This window comes from Arcobacter roscoffensis (assembly GCF_024267655.1).
GTDB lineage: Bacteria > Campylobacterota > Campylobacteria > Campylobacterales > Arcobacteraceae > Arcobacter_B > Arcobacter_B roscoffensis.
Map to the genome: position 1 here is coordinate 1,772,564 of NZ_CP100595.1, position 22,274 is coordinate 1,794,837.

Here is a 22,274-nt window from a genome sequence, read left to right on the forward strand (position 1 = left end):
AAAAATACAAAGAAAAGTGTTTTATCACTTTTTCTTCGTAATCTTCGCAAAATTTCTATAAGTTTTTATTACTTCTATTTTCTCGCCCTCTTCAAACTCTTTTTCATCAATATCACTATCGATTTCCCAGTATGTTCCTTTGAAGAAGACTTTTTGATTTTTTATTTGTCCTATTCCACCTTCTTGTAGATAGTTGTCGTTTACTTTTTCTGTAGAGTCCAAGAACTTTTCTAATACTTTCTTTCTAAGTACTAGTATAAATAAAAGTGAGATTATTGATACACTTGCTAGCTGCCAAACACCATCATTAAAATCAAATGCCAAACTAATAAATGCTGTTATTAAAAACCCTAATCCAAACCATATTAAAATAAATGATGCGATTACAGCTTCAAGTCCTATTAGAACTACCCCTATTCCTAAAAGAATATAAGGGTTTATTACATCAAGAAGCATTGTTGTTTGTATTTCCATTACTTACACCTTTGAAAAAAGCATCTCCAAGTACACTTGTACTTCCAATCATTTGTGTTACATCATAAGGAAGAATCATCTTATCATTAGACTCAGACTCTGCCAATGCTTTAAATGCAGCAACTCTATCTTTTGCAAGTAAAAACTCTGCTGCTTTTTCATTTTGAGCCATTGATTCATTGATTAGAACCATTGCTTGTTTTTGACCTGCTGCGATTTGTTCTTGTTCATATCTTTTTGCGTCTGCCATTCTCTCTATTGCTTCTGCTTTTAAAACTTCTTCTTGTTTAAAAGCTTCTGCACTTCTAATAACAGCTTCTTTATCAGCTCTTGCTTTTGTTTCAATAGCTCTTTTTTCTCTCTCTGCTTCCATTTGCATATTCATAGCTCTCTCAATTTCAGCAGGAACTGAAATATCAGAAATCTCAACTCTTGTTACTTTGATACCCCAGTTTGCTGCCGCACTACCAAGCTCTGTTTGAAGTTTTGCGTTTAGTGATTCTCTATTTGATAAGGTATCATCTAAATCCATTCCACCAATTTCAGCTCTTAAAGTAGTCATCGCAAGATTTGCAATAGCATTTTTAAAGTTTACTACATTGTATGTAGCTTCCTTTGCATCATCTACCTTACAAAATACAATACCATCAATTGAAATATTTACATTATCTTTAGTAATTACAGATTGTTTAGCAATATCTACAAGTTGTTCTCTTGAAGTTAGTTTTGATCTTACTTGATCAACAATAGGAATAATTACATGAAAGCCACCATGTAATATTTTCTTGAACTTTCCTAGCCTTTCAACTACATATAAATCTGACTGAGGTACTATTCTCACACCTTTTGCAATAATAATCAAAACAAATATGATAATAGCAATAGGAAAAACAAGTGTTTCATCTATCATGAAAATCCTTTAAATAAATTTTCATCATAATATAATAATTTATTTAAGAAAAGGATAAATTTAAAATCTAAGTTTTAAGAATATTCTTTAGATTTAAATTAAATCTATTTCCTTCTTCTAGGGTATCTATAGTAATAGTGATTTTATTTTTATCACAAAACTCTTTTACGATATTTAATCCTAATCCAAAGCCGTCATTTGATTTATTTTCCTGAAAGTATTTATCAAAAATAATAAATAAATTTTTTGTATCTATCTTATCACCTGTATTATATACAGATAAAACACTATCTTTATACTCTATTCTTACTATTGGATTGTGTTCTCTATTGTATTTAATTGCATTTGAGATTAGATTATCTATAGTTTTTTCAAAGCCATTTATATCGCTATTTATTTTTATATTTGCAACATTTACTTTTATGATAGTGTCTTTTTTTATATCATCAAATTTTTGAACACTTTTATTTACAAGCTCATCTAAAAAAAACTCTTGTTTTTCTATTTTGTCTATTTGTTTTTTTATATCGTATTCCATATTTTCATAAAGTTTTAGTAAATCATCACTTGCTTGTTTTATTCGCCCTAGTCTTTTTAGACTCTTTTCATCATCTATTTTTCTTTGTAACATTTGAGTATTCATCTGTATAGTTGATACTGGTATATTTAGTTCATGGATTGTTTCTTTTATACTTTGTTGTAAAACTTCATCACTTTTAAAAAGTGGTTTTAAAATATTATTTGTAAAACTCAAAAATATAACTAAGCCCAAAATTACTAAAGGCAAAATAATAAATATAAAATTTTCTTGATTTAATCCAAAAATAGATACAAGCATAAAATTAAAATATAAAACTAAAGTAATCGTAATAGTAAATACAATTGAAATCGATATTAAAAAGTCTCTTTTTTTAGAATTCAATCTTATATCCTACACCTTTTATGTTTGATAAAGAGTCTTTTCCTAAAAGCTTTTTAATTGAGTTTATATAAACTCTAATTGAGCCTTCACTATACTCTTCACCAGCACTCCAAAGTTTTGAGATAATCATTTGTTTTGTAACAATCTCTCCTCTGTGTTCTATAAAAAGCTCTAAAAGCTCAAGTACTTTTATAGGAAGATTTAAATCAACTCCACTTTCATATACTCTTTTAGAAATACTATCAAATTCTAAAGTATCTGTTAGTTTTATAGCTTCAAAACTCTTTTTATTTCTTTTAAATAAAGCTTTTATTCTAAGTATCAATTCATCTAAATCCACAGGCTTTTTCAAATAATCATCACAACCTTTTAAAAAGCCTTCATGCAAAGTCTCTTTATCTTTGTATGATGTAAGAAAAATAGAAGGAGTTTCATCACCTGCTTGTCTTAACTGTTCTAATAAATCAAGACCATTTATTTTTGGTACATTTATATCAAAAATATATAAGTCATATTTGTTCTCATAATTTAAGTCCAAACATTGCTCACCATCGTAAGCTATATCAATCTCAAAGCCTTCATCTTCTAGAAAGTCTTCAATTGTTGATGCAAAAAGTTTATCATCTTCTAGTAGTAGTATTTTATACAAAAAAAATCCTCATCTTATAAAATAATATTATATACAACAATAGTTAATTATTAGTTAAAGAACATAATTTATACATAAATACACTATTTGTTAACTATAAAAAGATATAATAGAAATGAGAGATAACTAATAATGTAACATTTTACATTAACATAAGGATTTTATTATGGCTACTAATATTTCCATAAAATTAAAGCTAATAATTTTAGCTATTGTAATTACGTTTAGTTTTATTTTCATTGTAATAAGCGAAAGAAGTGCAATGCATGAACTTCAAACTTTAGCAAAAATGGATCATCATACTGAAGAGTTGAATGTAAAACTTTTAGAACTAAGGAAAGATGAAAAAGATTTTTTAGTTAGAAAAGACTTGAAGTATATAGAAAGTTTTAAAAAAACACTAAATGAAGTTTTTGAAATAAAAGAACTACTTAAATATGAATTAACATATTTTGATTTAAATACTACTTCTTTAGAAGAGTATGAAAAAACTCTTAAACTGTATGGAAAAAAGTTTATAGAGCTATCAGAAATTCAAAAAAGAATTGGTCTTACTCCAACAGATGCTTTATATGGTGACTTAAGAGCTAAAGTACATCAAGTTCAAGACTATGCTAAAAAACAAAATGATACATATCTTTTATCATCTGTATATGACTTAAGAAAACAAGAAAAAGATTTTATGCTTAGATATAAAAGTAAATACATAGGCAAATTTAACAAAATCATCAAAAAGCTTCTTGATGATAATAGGTATACTCAAATGCACCCTTTATTAAAAGATTATCAAACAAGTTTTTTAGCTCTAACAAAACTTGAAGAGAAAAAAGGTTTTGATCATAAAAGTGGAATTTTAGGAGAGCTTAGAGCAACTGTACATAAAACAGATAAACAACTAGAAATCTTAACTAAAATAATTGCAAAAGCATTTGTTGAGAAAAAAGATGCTATTAGTTTATACTCACTTATAGTTACTTCAAGTATTGCTATTTTTATTATTTTTGCACTAATAGTGTTCAATAGACAAATCTCAAAATCTTTAATAGAGTTTGAAAAAGGTTTAAATAACTTCTTTGCTTTCATAAATCATGAAACAAATGATGTAAAACCTCTAAATGACAAAAACAATGATGAAATCGGAAACATGGCAAAAATGATTAATAAAAATATTGAAAATGCCAAAATAAATATTCAAAAAGATAGAGAGCTTATTGATGATGCAACACAAGTAGCAAATAAAATCAAAGAAGGATATTTATCAAGTAGAATTTCACATAGTTCTAATTCAAATGAGTTAAATGAACTAAAAAATGTAATAAACGAAATGCTTGATACTTTAAGTTCAAATATTGAAAATATAAACTCTGTTTTAAATGAGTTTGCAAAATATGACTATACAAAAGAAGTAAAAACTTCAAATATAAATGGTGAAGTATTACAACTTTGCGAAAACATAAATATAGTTGCAAAAAGTATAAATGAGATGTTAAAAGAGAGTAAATCAATTGGTCTTGGTCTTCAAGTAAGCGCTAATACTTTAGTGACAAATGTTGATAATCTTACTACAAATGCAAACTCTACAGCTGCTTCACTTGAAGAAACAGCAGCAGCAATTGAAGAAATCACATCTACAATTGTAAAAAATAATGAGAGTGTTCAACAGATGTCAACAAACTCTCAGAAAGTTAAAACAGCAGCTACAAATGGTGAGAAACTTGCAAATGAAACTACAAGTGCAATGGATGAAATAAATGAACAAGTTCGAGCTATAAACGAATCAATAGGTTTAATTGACCAGATTGCATTCCAAACAAATATTTTATCACTAAATGCAGCGGTAGAAGCAGCAACAGCAGGAGAAGCTGGTAAAGGTTTTGCTGTGGTTGCTCAAGAAGTACGAAACCTAGCTAGTAGAAGTGCCGAAGTTGCGAAGGAAATTAAACACCTAGTAGAAGTAGCAACATCAAAAGCAACAGATGGAAAAGAGATATCAGCTAAAATGATTATGGGATATAGTGAATTAAATGAAAATATTCATAGCACTATAAATCTAATTTCAGATATTTCAACTGCCTCAAAAGAGCAACAAATTGGTATGGAGCAAATAAATGACTCTATTAATCAACTAGACAAACAAACGCAAGAAATTGCAAATATCTCTTCAAATACTCAACATATTTCAGAACAAACTAATAGTATGGCTATTGAAATAGTAAACAATAGTGATGAAAAAGAGTTTATAGGAAAAGATAGTGTACAAGGGAAAAATATAGATTTACAAAATTTTTCTAAGCCAATTGAGACAAAAAAACAAACTATACATAAACAAGAACGAGAAAATGTAAAAGTTTCTAAAAGAAGTACAGAAATAAAAGAGAATTCATCAAGTGATGATGAATGGGAAAGTTTCTAAAAAATCAAGATAAGAAAAACTCAAAGATTATTTAAAATCTTTGAAGTTTTGTCTTAATGCTTCATAAGCTACAATTGATACAGAGTTTGCAATATTTAAACTTCTTGCATCATTTGTCATAGGAATAGTAATACATCCTTCTTTATGTTTATCCATAATTGATTCAGGTAAACCGGCATCTTCTCTACCAAAGTAGAAAAAATCACCCTTTTCAAACTTGGCATCAAAATAAACTTTATCAGTTTTTGTAGTTGCAAAGAAGTGTCTATTTGAGATTGGATTTTTTTCCCAAAACTCTTCAATATTTTCATACTCATAGATTTCTAAATCATACCAATAATCAAGACCAGCTCTTCTTACTTCTTTTTCTGTAATCTCACCAAAACCATAAGGTTTTATAAGGTGCAAAGTACAGTTCATAGCAAAAGCTAATCTTCCGATAGTTCCAACATTTCCTGGTATTCTTGGTTCGTGTAATACTAAATTAAACATTATAAAATTACCGTTTTATTTCCGTATACAAATACTCTATCTTCAAGTAATAACTGGAAGGCATTTGATAATACAATTTTTTCTACATTTCTTCCTGCTTTTCTCATATCTTGCCAAGAGAATGTATGGTCAACCGCTACTACATCTTGAGAAATGATCGGACCTTCATCTAAATCATCAGTAACATAATGAGCAGTAGCACCAATAATCTTAACACCTCTTTCATGAGCTTGCTTATATGGATTTGCTCCAATAAATGCAGGTAAGAATGAGTGGTGAATATTTAGTACTTTTTGTGGATATTGTTGTACAAACTTTGGAGTTAAGATTCTCATATATTTTGCAAGAACAATAACTTCTGGTTCATATTTGTTAATCTCTTCAATCATTAAGTCTTCGTGAGCTTCTCTTTCCATTCCTTCTGCACTAATACATGTAAATGGAATATTAAACTTCTCAACTAAATCTCTTAAATGCTCATGATTACCAATAACTGCTTTTATATTGGCATTTAACTCACCATCAATATATCTAATAAGTAAATCACCTAATACATGAGACTCTTTAGTAACTAAAATAACTACATCTTTTTTAGCTTTTTTATTTAGTCTAATTCTTGAGCCTTGTGGTAAAACCTCTTTTAACTCTTTTAATAAAATGTCTTTTGAGATATTTCCTGAGATTCTTGTTCTCATGAAAAATTTGTTAGTTTCAGGGTCAACATATTCAGCATTTCGCTCAATATTTAAGTTGTTTGCAAAAAGTACTTTAGAAATGTTGTAAACTAAACCTTTTGCATCTTCTGTATCAATTAAAAGTATATACTCTTCCATTATCGTCCTATAATATTATTCTCATTAAAATTAAATGAGAATAATACCTTTTTCTTAATTAATAGATAATTTAACTTATACCATATGAGAAAGTTTTTCTCTATATGCCTCTAAATCAAACTCTTTTACTCTTGCAACACCTGTCTCAACAGCTGCGTTTGCTACTGCTGCACTTACTTCAACCATAAGTCTTTTATCAAAAGGAGTTGGAATAATATATTCAGGCCCATAAGATAAGTCACCAAACATAACTTTTAATTCTGGATATAATGGCTCTTTTGCTAAATTTGCAATAGCATAAGCTGCTGCCATCTTCATAGTCATGTTGATTTTTCTAGTTTGTACATCTAATGCACCTCTAAAAATAAATGGGAATCCAAGTACATTATTTACTTGATTTGGGAAGTCACTTCTTCCAGTTCCGATAATTGCATTTGGTCTTACTTCTCTAACTTCTTCTGGGAATAACTCTGGTGTTGGGTTTGCAAGTGTAAATACAATAGGTCTTTCACTCATAAGTGAAATATGCTCTTTTGTAAATGTACCTGGTCTTGATAAACCTAATACCATATCAGCATCAGTAAATGCCTCATTCATAGTAAGAGCATCATCAATCATAAAGTCTTTTTTGTATTTATTTAAATCGGTTCTACCTTTATGAATAACACCTTTTGAATCACACATAATTAAGTTTTTAACACCTAATTCTTTATACATATTAGAACAAGAAATAGCTGAGGCTCCTGCACCTACAACTACAACTTTCATATCTTCTGGCTTTTTATTCATCATAGAAGAAGCATTGATTAAACCTGCTGTTGTAATAATAGCTGTTCCATGTTGATCATCATGCATAACAGGGATGTTTAACTCATCAACTAATCTTCTTTCAATTTCAAAACACTCAGGTGATTTAATATCTTCTAAGTTAATTCCACCAAATGTTGGTGAAATCGCTTTTACAGTTTCACAAAACTTATCAATATCTTTTTCATCAACTTCAATATCAAAAGAATCAACTGCTGCAAACTTTTTGAATAATACGGCTTTACCTTCCATAACTGGCTTTGAAGCTAATGCTCCAATATCACCTAGTCCAAGTACAGCTGTACCATTTGAAATAACTGCAACTAAATTTCTTTTTGATGTATATGTATATGCAGCCTCTGGGTTATCTTTGATTTCTTCACAAGGGTATGCAACTCCTGGAGAGTATGCAAGAGATAAATCTCTTTGTGATTCTAATCTTGTAGTTGTAGCAATAGCAACCTTTCCAGGGTTTGGAACTTTATGGTAATCTAATGCTTCACTTTTTGTTACTTTAGTACTCATTTTAATCCTTAATATTTTCTGCTTTCTTTAAATGTGGCAAAATAGTAACAGAAGAAAGCTTAAAAAAGATAAATTTTGAAACTAATTTCATTTCCAAGTTTCATTTAAGCTATTTATGTAAAAGTTATGTAAAACATGATAGGTAATTGATTTTTTTAATACAATTTTAATAATTAAAAATATTAAATTTTACAAACAACAACTGATTTTATGGTACTTTATATATTATATTATGTTTTGAACTTAAAATTTATCTATAAGAAAAAGTAAATTTTAAGTCTTAAGTTTATTTAAGTTTTTAACTATTTTTGAGTAAATTCGTAAAGATTAAAATTAAAGTTTTATGACACCTGCAAATCTGCCAGTTTTTGGGTCTTTTCTGTAAGAATAGTGTTCAGTTCCTGAACATTTTGTACAAATTTTTGAAATTTCTATATTTTTTACATGATTTTGTTCTAAAATTGCACGATTTATTCCTTGAAGATCTATATTTTTTCCTTCAATAAACTCTTTTCCGAAGTTTTTTTCTACAATATTTAATAGCTCGTCATTTACTTCATAACAACACTTTTGAATACTAGGACCCATAAGAGCTTCTATATTTTCACCCTTACATCCAAAGTTTTTTTTCATAATATCAAGTGCTACTTTCACTATCTTTAGAAAAGTAGAGTTTCTTCCTGCATGAAGAGCAGCTATAACACCCTCTTTTTTGTCATGTAAAAGAATAGGTATACAATCTGCAACCATCACCATCAAAGGTAAGTTTTTTTCGTTTGTGATAAGTCCATCACAATCATCTGTACATCTTGGGGAGTTATGATTTACAATAACTACATTGTTTCCATGAACTTGATTCATATATCTTAAATCACTAAATCTATAGCCATGCTTTTTAGCTAAAGCTTTTTGATTTTTATCTACATTATGTCTTTTATCACCCACATGATATGCTAAGTTTCCATCACTTTTATCTGTAAAAACTGCTAATATATCTTCCATAAGTTTCTACCTTTTTTGCTTTTTTCTAATTGTACTGTAAAAAGTTTGATTTTGATATAATGTTATTTTAAACAAAGGATACAAATGAATAGATTTGATGAAGCAGCAAAAACTTGGGATAAGAAACAATCAAGTATTGATAGTTCAAATGCCTGTGTAAATAACCTTTTAGAAAAAACTACACTTAAAAATGATGCAAATATTTTAGACTATGGTTGTGGTACTGGATTTATAGCTTTTGCCCTAAGCAATGAAACAAATAATATTTTAGGAATGGACTATTCAGATGGAATGGTTTCAAGATTTAATGAAAAAGCAAAAGAGTTAGACTTTGATAATATCAAAGCAGTTAAACACAATATGAATGAAGAAGAACTTCCACAAGAACAGTTTGATTTAGTAATATCTTCTATGACAATGCACCATATAAAAGATACAAACATGTTTGCAAGAAAATGTTTTGAAGCCCTTAAAAAAGATGGTATTGTTTGTATAAATGACCTTGAAAAAGAGGATGGAACTTTCCATAAGAAACATAACAATGAGGGAGTTGAACACTTTGGTTTTGAAAAAGAAGATGTATGTAAAATCTTTGAAAATCAAGGTTTTGAAATAGTGTCATGTGATACAGTTTTCAAACATGAAAGAAATGATAAAGAATACCCACTTTTTAATCTAATCGCTAAAAAAGCTAAGTAAACTTAGCTTTTTAGTGCATGGCACTACATGGACTCATACCAGTTTTGAAAAAGTTTGCTGTAACTGTATCCATAGTTTGAATATGATTTAAAAGCCAGTTTAACAAATCCGTTTCTAAGTAGTTTAAAAGTGCATCAATATCACTTGAAGATTTGAAACTATTTAGCACATAAGCCATATGCTCCAAACATCTATCATGTTCACCCTTATGCATCATATAAGGAGGAAATCTTCGCTCTAACATAACTGCCTCTTCACCTTTGAAATGCTTTACTGTATGGTCATACCACTTTTCATAGCAGGCTATAAGTTCTTGTTTGTTTTCTTCTGTTGTATTTTCTTTGAATATTACCGCTTTTGAGTGTAGTTCATTTATAATATCTACATCTTCATAATGTACATCATTCATAAAATCTTCTGCTACAAGGGGTAAGTTGTTTTTATCTATTAGCATATTTATTGCCTTTGAAATTTTTATTGAATTCTTACATAATTTACTTAAAAAAGCATTGATTACAATCAAGTATTATAGTTTCAATAAGATTTTGATAAAATCATGCTTTTAAACTAAGGGAATATATATGTCACAAACAAAAGAAAAATTCGTAATATTTGGAAATCCAGTAGCTCACTCAAAATCACCACAAATGCAAAATGCAGGTTTTGAAGCACTAGATTATGATGGAGTTTATGAAAAACACCACTTAGAAGATGGAACAACTATAAAAACTGCTTTTTTAGAAAACTCATATGAAGGAGCAAACATCACAGTTCCTCATAAAGAGTTTGCATACAAAAACGCCGATGAAGTAAGAGGATTAGCAAACAAAATCCAAGCAGTAAACACATATATAAATGAAAATGGAAAAATCATAGCATACAACACAGATGCACCAGGCTTCCTAAAAGCAATAGAGTCTTTTGGAGAGGTAAAAAATGTACTACTTTTAGGAGCAGGAGGAACAGCAAAAGCAATTGCGCTTGCCTTGCAAGAAAAAGGTATCAAAGTAACAGTACTAAACAGAAGTGCAGGAAAATTAGAGTTTTTTAAAAACGAAGGTATCACTTCATACTCATGGGATGATTTCAAAGCAGAAAACTATGACCTAGTAGTAAACTCAACAAGTGCAGGACTAAAAGATGAATATCTTCCATGCGACAAAGAAATCCTAGAGCCAATTTTAGAAAAAGCCTCATTTGCTTTTGACTGTGTATATGGAAAAATCACACCATTTTTAGCACTAGCTAAACAAAATAACTGTGAGATAAAAGACGGTGAGGATATGTTGCTTTTCCAAGGTGTTTTAGCCTTTGAATACTTCACAAAACAAAATGTAGGTGAAGATATAGTAGAAGCTATGAGAAAGGGATTAAAAGGAGAGTAAAACTACTCTTCTTTTATTTATCACTCCAAAATACTTCTTCATAAAATATTTCATTTTGATTATCATGTAATAAAGCCCAAATATCATTATTAATAATATAAAATGGTTCTAGTCTGACATACTTTTTATATAAATAACCTTTTGCCAATAATTGTTTTAAAACTTTAGGTTCTTGAATACTTTCAAACTTTATATCTAAATTTGAGGTCTTTGTATTATTTACAATAAAATATGCGAAAACTTTTTTTTCATCTAATGATAATTGTTTTAACTCTCTTAATAAATCATTTTTAAACATATTTATTTTCTTTTTATTTTTATACGAAAGAAATATATATTCAAAAAAGAAATACATAAAAATTAACCCACTTATTAAAGTACCAATTCCGATATATACACCATATTCCAAAATGAATTTATTAAGATACATTTTTTGTTTTATCTCTTCTGATGAAAATATCAAAAACAATCCTGCTAAAAAAATTATTAATGATATTTTATATATCAAAGAAATATTCTTTTGTATATCACTTATGTTCAATATTAACCTTTTTTTATTCTAAATATATTTAAGAATCAAAACCCATAAATCAAAAAGTCAATAGAATTTTTAATCTCTTCTTTTTGACTATCCAAAGAATAAACCTTTTCATCCTTTACAACTAACTCTTTTATTAAACCATTAAATACTTTTTTATCTCTAGATAAAGGTACTACAACTCTTGTATTTAGATGTTTTAATACATCACTTTGTACATCTAAAAGATATGGTGTTTTTTTATTTGTTATTGGATTGTCATTTTTATATACATCAAATTGAGCCATTAGAACATCCTACTATCTTTTAGTATCAAGCCCTCTTCTTCTACTTCTTTGTTATAAGCATCAACGGCTTCTTTATTTTCTTTGTACCATTGTTCTGCTTTTTCTTCTTTTGAAGCAATATTTAAATAACTCCTTAATGCTTCTCTAATAATCTGACTTTTCTTTTTCCCTTGAGTTAAAGCTGCATTATCTAGTTCTGAAAGTATAGATTTTTCTAGTGTAATTGTCATTTTTCTAGTCATTCTAAATCCTTTACCATATTTTAACATACAATTTATAAGCTTTATTATTTTCTCTTTTCAAAAGCCGGAACATAGTTGTTATCTTTTAGTCTTTTACTTAGTACCTAGTCTACTGTTACCCATAAAAAACTTTACTTTTTGAACTATTTACATAACTGTTATATGAAGATAAGATATTCTCATATACTTTTGAGTATTTAGAGGATTGCTCTATTCCTACAGTTTTTGCTAATGACTCATGAGAATTTTTCAAAGTTGAAAATAGATATTTAAACTCTTCTGAGCTTATGTTATTAAAATAATTTTCTACATCTTTTGAATCTACACTTCCATAGTCAACTTGTCCATTTTTATCTAAGTTTATACTATAACTTGCTTTTAACTCATTTCCTGAAAGATAGCTACCAATAGCTCCATGCATGTCAAAATTAATAAGACTAATATCATTTACAGACATTTTTGAAAGATTATCAAATGTAGTACTTTGCATATCTTTATTGTTAAACTTACTAGCTACTCTTAAAGCATAATGATAAGACCCTCCTTTCTTTTCTCCATATTTTTCTACAAGTGTATCTTTTAGCTCCATTCTATCTTTTGGTGACATATTTTTAAAAGATTGAACATTTAATAAATCTTCAGTTTGACTAGTATTATTTTCTTCTTTATTTGATACGGAATTAAGAAGTGTAGAAAAATCTTCATTTTTATCTTGACTTTTAGAAGTAGAGTTTGTTTGATTTACATAACCTGTGTAAGCTCTACTTGTTTCTGATACATTCATTTACTATTCCTTTTAATAAATAATAAAAAAATGCTACCTTCCTTACACTTAATAGGTTATTAAATATATTATATTTTAATATTAAAAAAATATTTTTATTATGAAGTTAAGCTAATAAACGTCTAAATAAAAAAGTAACTTTTCTCTTATCCTTAAGCTAAATAATTAACATACATACTTATAGTAAGTAAACTTAGTAATACACCAAGAACTAAAGAGTTAATAGCTATTTTCTCATCTAAGCCACCTTTTATAGCCAATACTGTTGCCATAGTCATAGGAGGCATAGCTACTTCGATGATTGTAACTTTAACCCATGTTTCATCAATTCCATAAAAAATCTGAAATCCTATTAATACAAGGATTGGAACAATAAGCATTTTTATACACATCGCCATAGTTACGATATGAAATTTCACAAATATATTTTTTAGTTCAAGTTTCATACCAATTGCAACCATTGCAAGGGGAACTAGTGTTGAACCTAAGGTTTCACTTGTAAGTAATAAAAAGTTTGGCACTTCAAAGTTTTTTGCAAATATTGTCAAAAAAAACATCAAACTTGGAGGGAAAAGTACTAGACTTTTTAAAATAGACTTTGTATCATTTTTTTTACCTGTACCCCAGTTAATTACAATCATTCCTAAGGTAACTAGTAAAAAGAATGACCCAAAAATATCATAAATGATTCCATAAACTATAAAGTCTTGACCATAAAAAGCATCTATATAAGAAAGACCTATAAATGAGGTATTTCCAAATGTAGCCATAATCATAAAAGTAGCTAAAGTTAATCTATCTAATTTCATCAATCTTCCGATGAAGTAAGCAAGTGCTAAATTAAATAGAATAAATCCTATAAACATTATCATAAGACCTAAAATAGTCCCATCAAGATTTAAAGGATAAATCTTTGAAAAAACAATTCCTGGTAAAGAAAAATATATTATGAATTCTATAAGTTGTTTAGAATTATCGTGAAATATAACTTTATATAAATATCCAAATAGAAGATACATTGCTATGGGTAATACGGGGTCTAACATTTACAGCCTTTTTATTAAAATTAAGTTCTTTTTTTCTTTTAGTATAAAATATTTAAAAACATAATTCTCTATCTTAAATTTCATTTTTATTATCCTATATTGCTATTTTTATTATCCTGTGTTATAATTAATCATGAAAAGAGATACAAAACATCTAAGAGCTCAAATAGTAAATAAAACTTTAAACTATATTTATAAACATATTGGCACAGATATTTCACTAGAAGAACTAGCAAAATTAAATAGTGTTAGCAAATACCACTTTCATAGAATATTCAAAGAAGAAACAGGAGAAAATGTTTTTGAAAAGATTACATCTATTAGACTTCAGAAAGCTGCAAATCTTCTTATTACTGACAAATACTCTACCATTACTGAAATAGCAAATTTTTGCGGTTATGCTTCACATACATCATTTATCAAAGCCTTTAAAAAGCGTTTTACATATACTCCAAGTCAGTGGAGAAAAGGAGCTTTTAGAGGCTTCACTAAAAATAGATTTGATATAGATGATGAATCTATAAAAGATCTTGATGGTTTAGAGCCAAAAATAAAAGTTTGTCCACAAAGAACATGTACATATCTTCGACTAAAAGGCTACACTGAACCAAACCTTATAAAGATATGGCAAAAACTATTAGCTTTTGAGTATCAATGTAATCTAAAAAACAGTACTCATATTGGGATTTACCACGATAGTACTATTATGATTCCATATGAAGAGTGTAATTATATCGCTGCACTTGAAGTAGATGATAGTTTTGAATCAAATAATTCAATAAGTAAATTAAAAATCTATGAATCCCTATGTGCTGTTTTTCATCATAAAGGTAAATATGGAGATATTGAAAGACTTATGATTTATATTTATCAATATTGGATGCCAAATAGTGGATATGAAGTTTTATCTCTACCTGCTTATGCTGTATTTACAAAAAACCACTATTTAGAAGAAAACGATACTTTTATTTTAGACTTTCATGTTCCTGTTAGGGTTATCTGATTTATCAAAAAAGTAGATTAAAATCAAATTTTAGATATACTATTAGTTAAATTTAAAACAAAAGAGAAAAATTGAAGAAAACCTTTAAACTTGAAGATGGTAGAAGACATCCAGATAGAATTATTGATGCTATTAAACACGAAGTTAGAAAATACATCAAAAGAGAAAAAAAGAAAAAATTACCTGAAGATACAGACTTTTGGAAGTTCGAATGTAAAAGTGCAATAAATGGTGAAGAACCACAGACTTTAGAATTCATAGACATTACAAAAGCTATTGATGAAGCAGCAGCTTCAAAAGCAGAGTCATTATATCTTGAGATTATTGCAAAAGCTACTGTAAAAGAAAAAAAAGTAGTACAGGAAGAAACAGCAAAAGAAACAACAGAAGAAAACTCTGAAGAATTATCAGAATAACACACTAGATGAGTCCACTAGCACTTTATATTATAGGAACTTTATCTGTACTTTTACACGGTATTGGTACTGCTCAAACAAGTCCTGTTTTATCTAAACTTTTTATAGGAAGTGCAGTTGTACTAATCATTCCTGATTTATATTATAGTGGTGGTTTTCATGGGGCTTTACAGTCCATAATCATCGCTATTTTATTTTTTTTAGGAGCTTTACAACTTGAAAAAATCGAAAAACTTGTAAAGCTATTCTTACCTTTTTTTACCATATTTTTACTATATAAACTACAAGAACCATTAGGCTTATTGTTAGTATTTGCAGGTATTACAACTACTTTAGCAACTATTGCAAAAGACAATATCAATGTAAAAAGATTTCTTTTTGTATCTTTGTTTTGTTGGGGAACTTATGCATTTTTCAATCAAGCTTGGTTTACACTTGCCTTTGACATACTTGGAATAATTGGAATATTTTACTCTCTACATAAAGAAAAGAAAAAAGTAGTAAATTAAAAATTTCACTTTTTTAGATAAAAATGCTAAAATATAACATGTAGTATAACTTTAAAAAAGGTTTTACCATGAAATATTTTTTTATATTTATAAGTTTATTTTTTACTATATCAAATATAAATGCGTCAAATATCACACTTGACATGCTAATAGAAGAAAATGTACTAAAAGACTATAAAAACTTTACAGAAGACAAAAATCCTTTAAAGATAAAAAACTTTTCACACACATCAAGTAGAAGAAGTGTAGTTGAAATAGTTCTTTTCCAACAAGCTTTATATCTTGGAGGAAACTATAAAGTAAATTTAAATTTTATAAAATCACCTACATACCTAAGAGAACTTCAACAACTAAAACAAGGCAAAGCCATAACAACAGCTACTTCAATATGGTCACATGATTTAAAAGAGCTTAAAAAACATGTGTATATAAGCAAAGCTCTCATTAGAAATAATGAATTTGAAGCAGGCTTATATACAATAAGCTCAAATAAAAAAGCATTAAGTGCTAAATCATTAAAAGATATTCAAAGTCTCAAAGCAGTATCAAATAAATACTGGATACCAGATTGGAAAACTCTATATAAACTAAAACCTAAAAAGCTTATACATGTAATAAAATGGAAATATATGACAAGAATGGTAAGTATACAAAGAGCAGATTTTCTACTTGCACCTTTTCAATCAAAAGAAGACTTATCTTTTCAAACAGAAAATATAGTATTTGTTCCTATTCCTAATCTAAAAGTTGGACTAGAGGGAACTAGACATTTTGCTATATCAAAAGCACATCCAAAAGCAAAAGAGATATTTAAAGCCTTAAATAAAGGTATAGAAATACTTAGAAAAGAAGGATTAATAACAAAAGCATATAAACAATCAGGTTTTTTTAATAAAAAAGTTCATAATTGGAAAAAACTAAATTAAGAATATCTACTTCATCTATTTTATAGCAACAATTAAGTATCATATCTCAAAAATTATAAATGAATAAAAGTATAAAAGGATTATTAGTTTGAAGAAAAGAAATCATATTAAAAAAATATCAGATTATGCTATGGTTGGTGGTCTTGGTGCCATCTTAGTTACAGGTCTAGTTGGATGTAGTGATAGTGGAAATAACAATCAACAGCAAGGTCAAAGTGATGCATTTTCTCAAGCTTCACAAAAACAAGGCGCTTTTGTAGTTATTGAGCAATCAACTGATGGGCAATATGCAATTGCGGATGAATTCCCTGCGTCTAAAACTACAATTGTTTTAAGAAGACCAGATGGAACTGAGAGAATTTTAACTCAAGAAGAAATCAATACACTAGTTAAACAAGAAGAAGCAAAAATCGACAATGGAACTTCAGCTCTTACAAACCCAGAAGTATCAAATGGTGGTATGGGACTTGGTGGAGTTTTACTATCTTCAATAGCAGGTGCGATGATTGGTTCTTGGTTAGGTAATAAATTATTCAACAACCAAAACTATCAAAATCAAAGAAAAGCTCAATACAAATCACCACAAACTTATAGTAGATCTCAAAATTCATTTAGTAAAAATGCAAGTAGTACTAAATCATCTAGTGCAAGTAAAAAAAGTGGATTTTTTGGAAACAAATCATCTAGTTCTAGTTCAAGAAGTTCATTTGGTTCTTCTAGATCGTTTGGTGGGTGATAAATGAGACTTCAAAAATTAGAACCTTTAACAAATGAATATTTAGAATCTATTGGCTTTGTTTGGCATACAGATGAAGATAACACTTCGTATGTTGCAGATGAAATAGTAGAAATAACTCCTGATGAAGCAGAAGCTTACTATGAAGCTACAAATGAACTTTATGATATGTTCTGTGAAGCAGGAGAGTATGTAGTAGAAAATGATTTATTTCATGATTTAAATATCCCTTTTAATCTTGTAGAGATCATCAAAGAGTCATGGGAAAATGATGTTCATTGGCATCTTTATTCAAGATTTGATTTAGCAGGCGGTATTGATGGAAAGCCTATTAAGCTTATAGAATTTAATGCAGATACTCCAACATCACTTTTTGAAACAGCTGTTGTTCAATGGGCAATGTTAAAGAAAAATGGACTTGATGAAGCAAGTCAATTTAACAACTTATATGATGCACTAAAAGATAATTTTAAAAGAATTATTACACTTGATAGTGATTTAGAAAAGTTTGATGAGTACTATTCAAAACTTGGATGGAAAATACTATTTACATCTATTTCAGGACTTCCAGAAGATGAAAATACAACAAAACTTCTACAACATATAGCAACAGAAGCAGGATTTAATACTGATTTTGAATTTATTGATAATGTTGGATTTAATGATGAGGGTATTTTCAAGGAAGATGAACTATTTGAATTTTGGTTTAAGCTTATTCCATGGGAAGATATAGCTATTGATGAGGGAGAATTAGCTCTTATCTTAACTGAAATCATCAAAGAGAAAAAAGCAATTATTTTTAATCCTGCTTATACTTTGATGTTCCAGTCAAAAGGATTTATGAAAATACTTTGGGATTTATATCCAAACCATCCATTATTACTTGAAACTTCTTTTGAGCCTTTAGAGGGAAAAAAACAAGTTGAAAAAAGATGTTTTGGTAGAGAAGGTGCAAATACTAAAATCATAAATGAAGATGGAAGTATTGATGTAGAAACACAAGGTGATTACGAAGGTCATAAAGCTATCTACCAAGAGTATGTAGAACTTCCAACTGATAGTCAAGGAAACTCATATCAAGCTGGTGTTTTTTATGCTTTTGAAGCTTCTGGCTTAGGATTTAGAAGAGGTGAAAAAATTCTAAATAACACGTCTAAATTTGTAGGACATGTTATAAACTAATCAAAATAACTAAGGCTTAGGCCTTAGTTATTTACTCTTCCTCATAAAACTCTAATTCACCATAAGCATCAAAAATATTTCTTGAATTTAACTCTTCATATAAAGCTTTATCTTTAAACTCTTCTAGTTTTACTAGCTTATTTATATTCTCAGCACCTACATCTTCTTCAACTGCTTCTAAAACTCTTTGTTTTAATAAAGTAAAATATTTAACTGTTTCATCAATAGCTGTTTTTGATGTATCATATCCATGACCTGGAACTAAAGTATTCCATTGTTTGCTCTGTATCATTTCTAAAGCTTTCAGTGTTCCTATTACAGAACCATCTCTATTTGATGTAACTCTTCCATTCATTACTATATCACCAGTAAATAAAGCTTTGTTTTGAGGAACATAAACAAATAAATCCTCTGATGTATGAGCTTTTACTCCAACTGGAATCATTATAAACTCAGTATTTCCTACTTTTATAGTAGTAGTTTCATTTATAACTTTGTCAAGACTTGTAAGCTTTGTATTTTTCATTTGCTCTTTTGATAAAACATGAAAGACTCTTGGTTTATGCCCTAGTTTTACTTGTTCATTAATAGATTGTGTTCCTATTAACTCACTATTAAACTCATCTTTATAGAAACTATTTCCAAGCCAATGATCATCATGACCATGAGTATTTAAAACTTTTGCTACTGGAAGCTTTTCTATTTTTGTCATTTGCTCATAGGCTTGTTTTGCTAAATTGTAGTTTGAACCACTATCTATTACAACATAAGCTTTTGAAGTTTTAACATAACAAAAATTCGACATAAATGCCCCATTACTTACTCTTGGCATATCCAAATTACCTAAAAAACACCAAGTATTATTTGCTACTTTTTTTGGTTTTAGATTATAATCAAATGCAAAAATAGCACTTACACTAAATATTAAAAGTAAAAATATTTTCTTTATCATTTGCTTTCCTTAATTAAAATTAATACTAGTATTATAATAAAAGTTTATATAAATATAGCTCAACTATTTGCATCTGTAAAAATCAAAGAAATTAAGATATAATGTAAAATAATTTTTATTCACTTAAGGAAAAAGTTTATGAATAGTGTTATTGCATTAGAAGAACTCATAAAAGAAGAAGAAAGCAGAGCCGCCCTACTTCAAAAACAATTAGCAAACCATGAATCAGGAGAAAACAGACTCTCACGTTTAGCTCTAGCTTCTACAGAATCAAGCCTTGAAGAGACACAAGAAAAACTGACTAAACACAAAGTTATGTATGAAGAACTTATGAAACAAGACCTAAAAGAGCTTGAAGAAAAAGAAAAACTTGAAGAAGCAATACGAAGAAAAAAATATTTTGACAATCAAAACCTAAGAGTGAAAAATAACAATGAAAAAGCTGATGATCAAAAACTAGAAGCTATGATGATTTTAGATGAACTTCCCGAAGAAGTAAACTTTGAAGACGATGAGCTTTTTGAGATTGCTCAAAAGTCTTTAGAATTAAATCTAAAAGATCATAAAGAGCTAAAAGATGAACTATCTATCATAAGAAAAGACTTTAAATCCCATCTAAAAAACTGTAAAGAAGAAAAGCTAAGTGAAATAGAGTTATTAAACTTTAGAATACCTATTTTGGTATTACATTTTAGTGTTTTACTTAAAAATATAGAAAACAACTTTGTGCCAAAGGATGATGAAGAAGAAAAAGAAAAACCTAAAAAATTTACAGGTTTTCCAAGATATGAAGATTGGTGGATACAAGAGTTATGGTCTAGTCATCAAGCTTATTTTGCTTTATTTAAATTTAAAGCTATTATTATGAATGTATGTAAAACAGGGGAACAAAAAAGATCATGGTCAAAAATATTTGATAATTGGGTATTTGTAAAAAAGGTACTTACTGATAAAGGTGCTTTAGCTCATGATTATCATTTTGCACTTGATGCCCTACTTCATAAATACGCAAAACTAGATGAAGAGTTAGAGAGCAAAAACTTAGAATCTATGGAAACTATTATCAAAAAAATTACAAAAAAAGAGGATTTTACTAAAATGGCTAGAAACCATAGTCTAATCACTCCTTATTTAAAATTTAAAAAAGAGAAGTTAAATAGCCTTAAGTAAAGCCTTAAAATTTTCTTCTATCTTTTTTAAATCTCTTAAAAGTAATATCGGATTATGATTTAAATAAGGACTTTTTTTCCTAAAGTCCTTTGCTCTAATATCAATCTTTCCATCAATTAATACTACATCGTAAAATACTTTCCCATCACTAAAACTAATACAAAGAGGTAAATAATACTCCTCTTGATCATCAGCCAAATACCACATAGATTCATTATTTACATTTACATAAGGAAGTGAGGCATCTATTTTTATTTGAGATAAGCCTCCTTTATTAAATAATACTTTTTTAATATTTTTTATATTTAAAATATCTTTATCTATATTTTTTTGAACTCTTTTATACATTGTTCTCCACATAAAAGAATCAAGTCTTCTTGTACTATCAAGATGGGCTAAAGGCTCATCATTTATATAATGTATGTTACTCATATGATTTTATATACTCTTCCATAATCTTAAAGTCTATATTTTCATCAAATTTGATATCTAAATCCATTAGATATAAATCTTTGATTTTAAACTTATTTAGTTTTACTAAATCTTTTCCTGTAGTAATAAAGCTAAAGCCTTTATACTCTTCACAAATAGCCTCAATATCTTCTTTTGTAAAACTATAATGATCAGGAAAACTAATCATCTTAGTATCTTTTGGTAAAAACTCTAATAGTCTTTTTGGTTTTGATATTGCTGTTATAAGAGCAAGTTTTGAAGGAAGTTTAGTTTCCACACCATTTTTTTTAAAAGTAATGACCCTATGAAAATCTCTTCCCTCTTTTAGTTCAATATCTGCATTAAAATAAAAACCTTTAGGTTCTCTATAGCAGCCACTTGGTAAACAAAAGATATTTGTAGGTTCTTTTTTAGGTCGAAGCACTATATCAAACTTTTTAATATGATATTTTGAAAATCCATCGTCTAAGAAGACTATCTTGCATCCAAGTTCTTTTGCTTTTTGTATAGCTTTAACTCTATTTTCGCTAACTATTACACTTGTATTTGGTAAAGAGTTCGCTAAAAGCATAGCTTCGTCACCTGCTGTTTTTACATCTTCTAAGATTTTTCCATTATGTGAAACTACATACAAACCTTTTGAAGCTCTTCCATAACCTCTTAAAATCACACAAGCATTTTCATATCTTGAAGCAAGTTTTATAGCAACTGGTGTTTTACCACTTCCTCCTACTATTATATTTCCTATAGATATTACAGGTATTCCTAAGTGTATCTCTTTTGCCATTGCTCTTTTAAAAAAAATAATAAGCATATATACAAAAGTTAAAGGTATTAATAAAAATGAGATTAATTTTTGGAAGGTATTTGGATAGAAGAGATAATCTTCTATCCAAGTATAAAGTTTTTGTTTCAAGTT

27 protein-coding genes are annotated in these 22,274 nt (G+C 28.2%); 10 read left to right on the forward strand and 17 right to left on the reverse strand.

All coding sequences use genetic code 11. The features are described from left to right. Positions 1-24: 24 nt before the first annotated feature. The 4 genes from NJU99_RS08245 to NJU99_RS08260 form a co-directional block, all read right to left on the reverse strand. Positions 25-474, reverse strand: coding sequence for an NfeD family protein (locus tag NJU99_RS08245; protein ID WP_254575441.1), 450 nt, complete (start codon positions 472-474; stop codon positions 25-27). Then, positions 446-1,384 (reverse strand): SPFH domain-containing protein, encoded by a 939-nt coding sequence (locus NJU99_RS08250; protein ID WP_429726333.1) that lies wholly within the window; start codon positions 1,382-1,384, stop codon positions 446-448. Before NJU99_RS08250 ends, NJU99_RS08245 begins: the two co-directional genes overlap by 29 nt. A gap of 67 nt (positions 1,385-1,451) precedes the next feature. Beyond that, positions 1,452-2,306 (reverse strand): sensor histidine kinase, encoded by an 855-nt coding sequence (locus tag NJU99_RS08255; RefSeq protein WP_254575442.1) that lies wholly within the window; start codon positions 2,304-2,306, stop codon positions 1,452-1,454. After that, on the reverse strand, positions 2,296-2,955 hold the full coding sequence (locus tag NJU99_RS08260; protein WP_254575443.1) for a response regulator transcription factor: 660 nt from the start codon (positions 2,953-2,955) through the stop codon (positions 2,296-2,298). Before NJU99_RS08260 ends, NJU99_RS08255 begins: the two co-directional genes overlap by 11 nt. Before the next feature lie 166 nt (positions 2,956-3,121). Between NJU99_RS08260 and NJU99_RS08265 the strand changes: the two genes are divergently transcribed. Then, positions 3,122-5,368 carry a methyl-accepting chemotaxis protein gene (locus NJU99_RS08265; protein WP_254575444.1) on the forward strand — a complete coding sequence of 749 codons (2,247 nt, stop codon included), beginning with the start codon at positions 3,122-3,124 and terminating at the stop codon, positions 5,366-5,368. A gap of 27 nt (positions 5,369-5,395) precedes the next feature. Here the strand turns inward: NJU99_RS08265 and NJU99_RS08270 are convergent, their stop codons facing one another. From NJU99_RS08270 to pgeF, 4 genes are all read right to left on the reverse strand, one after another. After that, a complete protein-coding gene (locus tag NJU99_RS08270) occupies positions 5,396-5,860 on the reverse strand; it encodes a tRNA (cytidine(34)-2'-O)-methyltransferase (protein WP_254575445.1) in 465 nt (154 codons plus the stop codon). Next, positions 5,860-6,693: a formyltetrahydrofolate deformylase gene (purU, locus tag NJU99_RS08275; RefSeq protein WP_254575446.1), complete on the reverse strand. Its 834-nt coding sequence runs from the start codon at positions 6,691-6,693 to the stop codon at positions 5,860-5,862. Before purU ends, NJU99_RS08270 begins: the two co-directional genes overlap by 1 nt. 75 nt (positions 6,694-6,768) lie before the next feature. Beyond that, the gene (locus NJU99_RS08280; RefSeq protein ID WP_254575447.1) at positions 6,769-8,025 is read right to left on the reverse strand and encodes a malic enzyme-like NAD(P)-binding protein; all 1,257 of its coding nucleotides are present in this window, start codon (positions 8,023-8,025) and stop codon (positions 6,769-6,771) included. Positions 8,026-8,358: 333 nt separating this feature from the next. Further along, complete coding sequence (gene pgeF / locus NJU99_RS08285) at positions 8,359-9,027, reverse strand: peptidoglycan editing factor PgeF (protein WP_254575448.1); 669 nt, start codon at positions 9,025-9,027, stop codon at positions 8,359-8,361. Between the two features lie 84 nt (positions 9,028-9,111). Between pgeF and NJU99_RS08290 the strand changes: the two genes are divergently transcribed. Continuing rightward, a complete protein-coding gene (locus NJU99_RS08290) occupies positions 9,112-9,726 on the forward strand; it encodes a class I SAM-dependent methyltransferase (RefSeq protein ID WP_254575449.1) in 615 nt (204 codons plus the stop codon). Positions 9,727-9,736: 10 nt separating this feature from the next. Here NJU99_RS08290 and NJU99_RS08295 read toward each other — a convergent pair whose 3' ends face one another. Beyond that, positions 9,737-10,180 (reverse strand): bacteriohemerythrin, encoded by a 444-nt coding sequence (locus NJU99_RS08295; RefSeq protein WP_254575450.1) that lies wholly within the window; start codon positions 10,178-10,180, stop codon positions 9,737-9,739. 127 nt (positions 10,181-10,307) lie between these two features. Between NJU99_RS08295 and NJU99_RS08300 the strand changes: the two genes are divergently transcribed. Continuing rightward, positions 10,308-11,111, forward strand: coding sequence for a shikimate dehydrogenase (locus NJU99_RS08300; RefSeq protein WP_254575451.1), 804 nt, complete (start codon positions 10,308-10,310; stop codon positions 11,109-11,111). A 13-nt stretch (positions 11,112-11,124) separates the two neighbouring features. Here NJU99_RS08300 and NJU99_RS08305 read toward each other — a convergent pair whose 3' ends face one another. The 5 genes from NJU99_RS08305 to NJU99_RS08325 all read right to left on the reverse strand — a co-directional run bounded on the left by NJU99_RS08305 (position 11,125) and on the right by NJU99_RS08325 (position 14,008). Beyond that, positions 11,125-11,652 (reverse strand): super-infection exclusion protein B, encoded by a 528-nt coding sequence (locus tag NJU99_RS08305; RefSeq protein WP_346731806.1) that lies wholly within the window; start codon positions 11,650-11,652, stop codon positions 11,125-11,127. Positions 11,653-11,687: 35 nt separating this feature from the next. After that, positions 11,688-11,936 (reverse strand): CcdB family protein, encoded by a 249-nt coding sequence (locus NJU99_RS08310; RefSeq protein ID WP_254575452.1) that lies wholly within the window; start codon positions 11,934-11,936, stop codon positions 11,688-11,690. Continuing rightward, positions 11,936-12,178, reverse strand: coding sequence for a type II toxin-antitoxin system CcdA family antitoxin (locus NJU99_RS08315; protein WP_254575453.1), 243 nt, complete (start codon positions 12,176-12,178; stop codon positions 11,936-11,938). Before NJU99_RS08315 ends, NJU99_RS08310 begins: the two co-directional genes overlap by 1 nt. Before the next feature lie 115 nt (positions 12,179-12,293). Further along, entirely contained in the window at positions 12,294-12,962 is a 669-nt protein-coding gene (locus NJU99_RS08320) for a hypothetical protein (protein ID WP_254575454.1), read from the reverse strand. Positions 12,963-13,114: 152 nt separating this feature from the next. Next, positions 13,115-14,008, reverse strand: a complete 894-nt coding sequence (locus NJU99_RS08325) for an AEC family transporter (protein WP_254575455.1) — start codon at positions 14,006-14,008, stop codon at positions 13,115-13,117. 133 nt (positions 14,009-14,141) lie between these two features. Between NJU99_RS08325 and NJU99_RS08330 the strand changes: the two genes are divergently transcribed. The 6 genes from NJU99_RS08330 (at position 14,142) to NJU99_RS08355 (ending at position 18,780) form a co-directional block, all read left to right on the forward strand. Beyond that, complete coding sequence (locus tag NJU99_RS08330; RefSeq protein WP_254575456.1) at positions 14,142-15,011, forward strand: AraC family transcriptional regulator; 870 nt, start codon at positions 14,142-14,144, stop codon at positions 15,009-15,011. 71 nt (positions 15,012-15,082) lie between these two features. Next, the gene (locus tag NJU99_RS08335) at positions 15,083-15,427 is read left to right on the forward strand and encodes a DUF6172 family protein (RefSeq protein ID WP_254575457.1); all 345 of its coding nucleotides are present in this window, start codon (positions 15,083-15,085) and stop codon (positions 15,425-15,427) included. Positions 15,428-15,435: 8 nt separating this feature from the next. Beyond that, positions 15,436-15,936 carry a YgjV family protein gene (locus NJU99_RS08340; RefSeq protein WP_254575458.1) on the forward strand — a complete coding sequence of 167 codons (501 nt, stop codon included), beginning with the start codon at positions 15,436-15,438 and terminating at the stop codon, positions 15,934-15,936. 68 nt (positions 15,937-16,004) lie between these two features. After that, on the forward strand, positions 16,005-16,862 hold the full coding sequence (locus NJU99_RS08345) for a hypothetical protein (protein WP_254575459.1): 858 nt from the start codon (positions 16,005-16,007) through the stop codon (positions 16,860-16,862). An 88-nt stretch (positions 16,863-16,950) separates the two neighbouring features. Beyond that, complete coding sequence (locus NJU99_RS08350; protein WP_254575460.1) at positions 16,951-17,598, forward strand: UPF0323 family lipoprotein; 648 nt, start codon at positions 16,951-16,953, stop codon at positions 17,596-17,598. Positions 17,599-17,601: 3 nt separating this feature from the next. Next, positions 17,602-18,780, forward strand: coding sequence for a glutathionylspermidine synthase family protein (locus NJU99_RS08355; protein WP_254575461.1), 1,179 nt, complete (start codon positions 17,602-17,604; stop codon positions 18,778-18,780). Between the two features lie 31 nt (positions 18,781-18,811). Here the strand turns inward: NJU99_RS08355 and NJU99_RS08360 are convergent, their stop codons facing one another. Further along, positions 18,812-19,732, reverse strand: a complete 921-nt coding sequence (locus NJU99_RS08360; RefSeq protein ID WP_254575462.1) for an MBL fold metallo-hydrolase — start codon at positions 19,730-19,732, stop codon at positions 18,812-18,814. A gap of 138 nt (positions 19,733-19,870) precedes the next feature. On the opposite strand from NJU99_RS08360, the gene NJU99_RS08365 reads away from it, so the two are divergent. Beyond that, positions 19,871-20,902, forward strand: coding sequence for a hypothetical protein (locus tag NJU99_RS08365; RefSeq protein WP_254575463.1), 1,032 nt, complete (start codon positions 19,871-19,873; stop codon positions 20,900-20,902). On the opposite strand, the gene NJU99_RS08370 is transcribed toward NJU99_RS08365, so the two are convergent. Together NJU99_RS08370 and NJU99_RS08375 are read right to left on the reverse strand one after the other, a co-directional pair. After that, positions 20,885-21,334 (reverse strand): hypothetical protein, encoded by a 450-nt coding sequence (locus tag NJU99_RS08370; RefSeq protein ID WP_254575464.1) that lies wholly within the window; start codon positions 21,332-21,334, stop codon positions 20,885-20,887. The two genes, NJU99_RS08365 and NJU99_RS08370, sit on opposite strands and share 18 nt — an antisense overlap. Beyond that, positions 21,327-22,271, reverse strand: coding sequence for a tetraacyldisaccharide 4'-kinase (locus NJU99_RS08375; protein ID WP_254575465.1), 945 nt, complete (start codon positions 22,269-22,271; stop codon positions 21,327-21,329). Before NJU99_RS08375 ends, NJU99_RS08370 begins: the two co-directional genes overlap by 8 nt. Between the last annotated feature and the right edge of the window lie 3 nt (positions 22,272-22,274).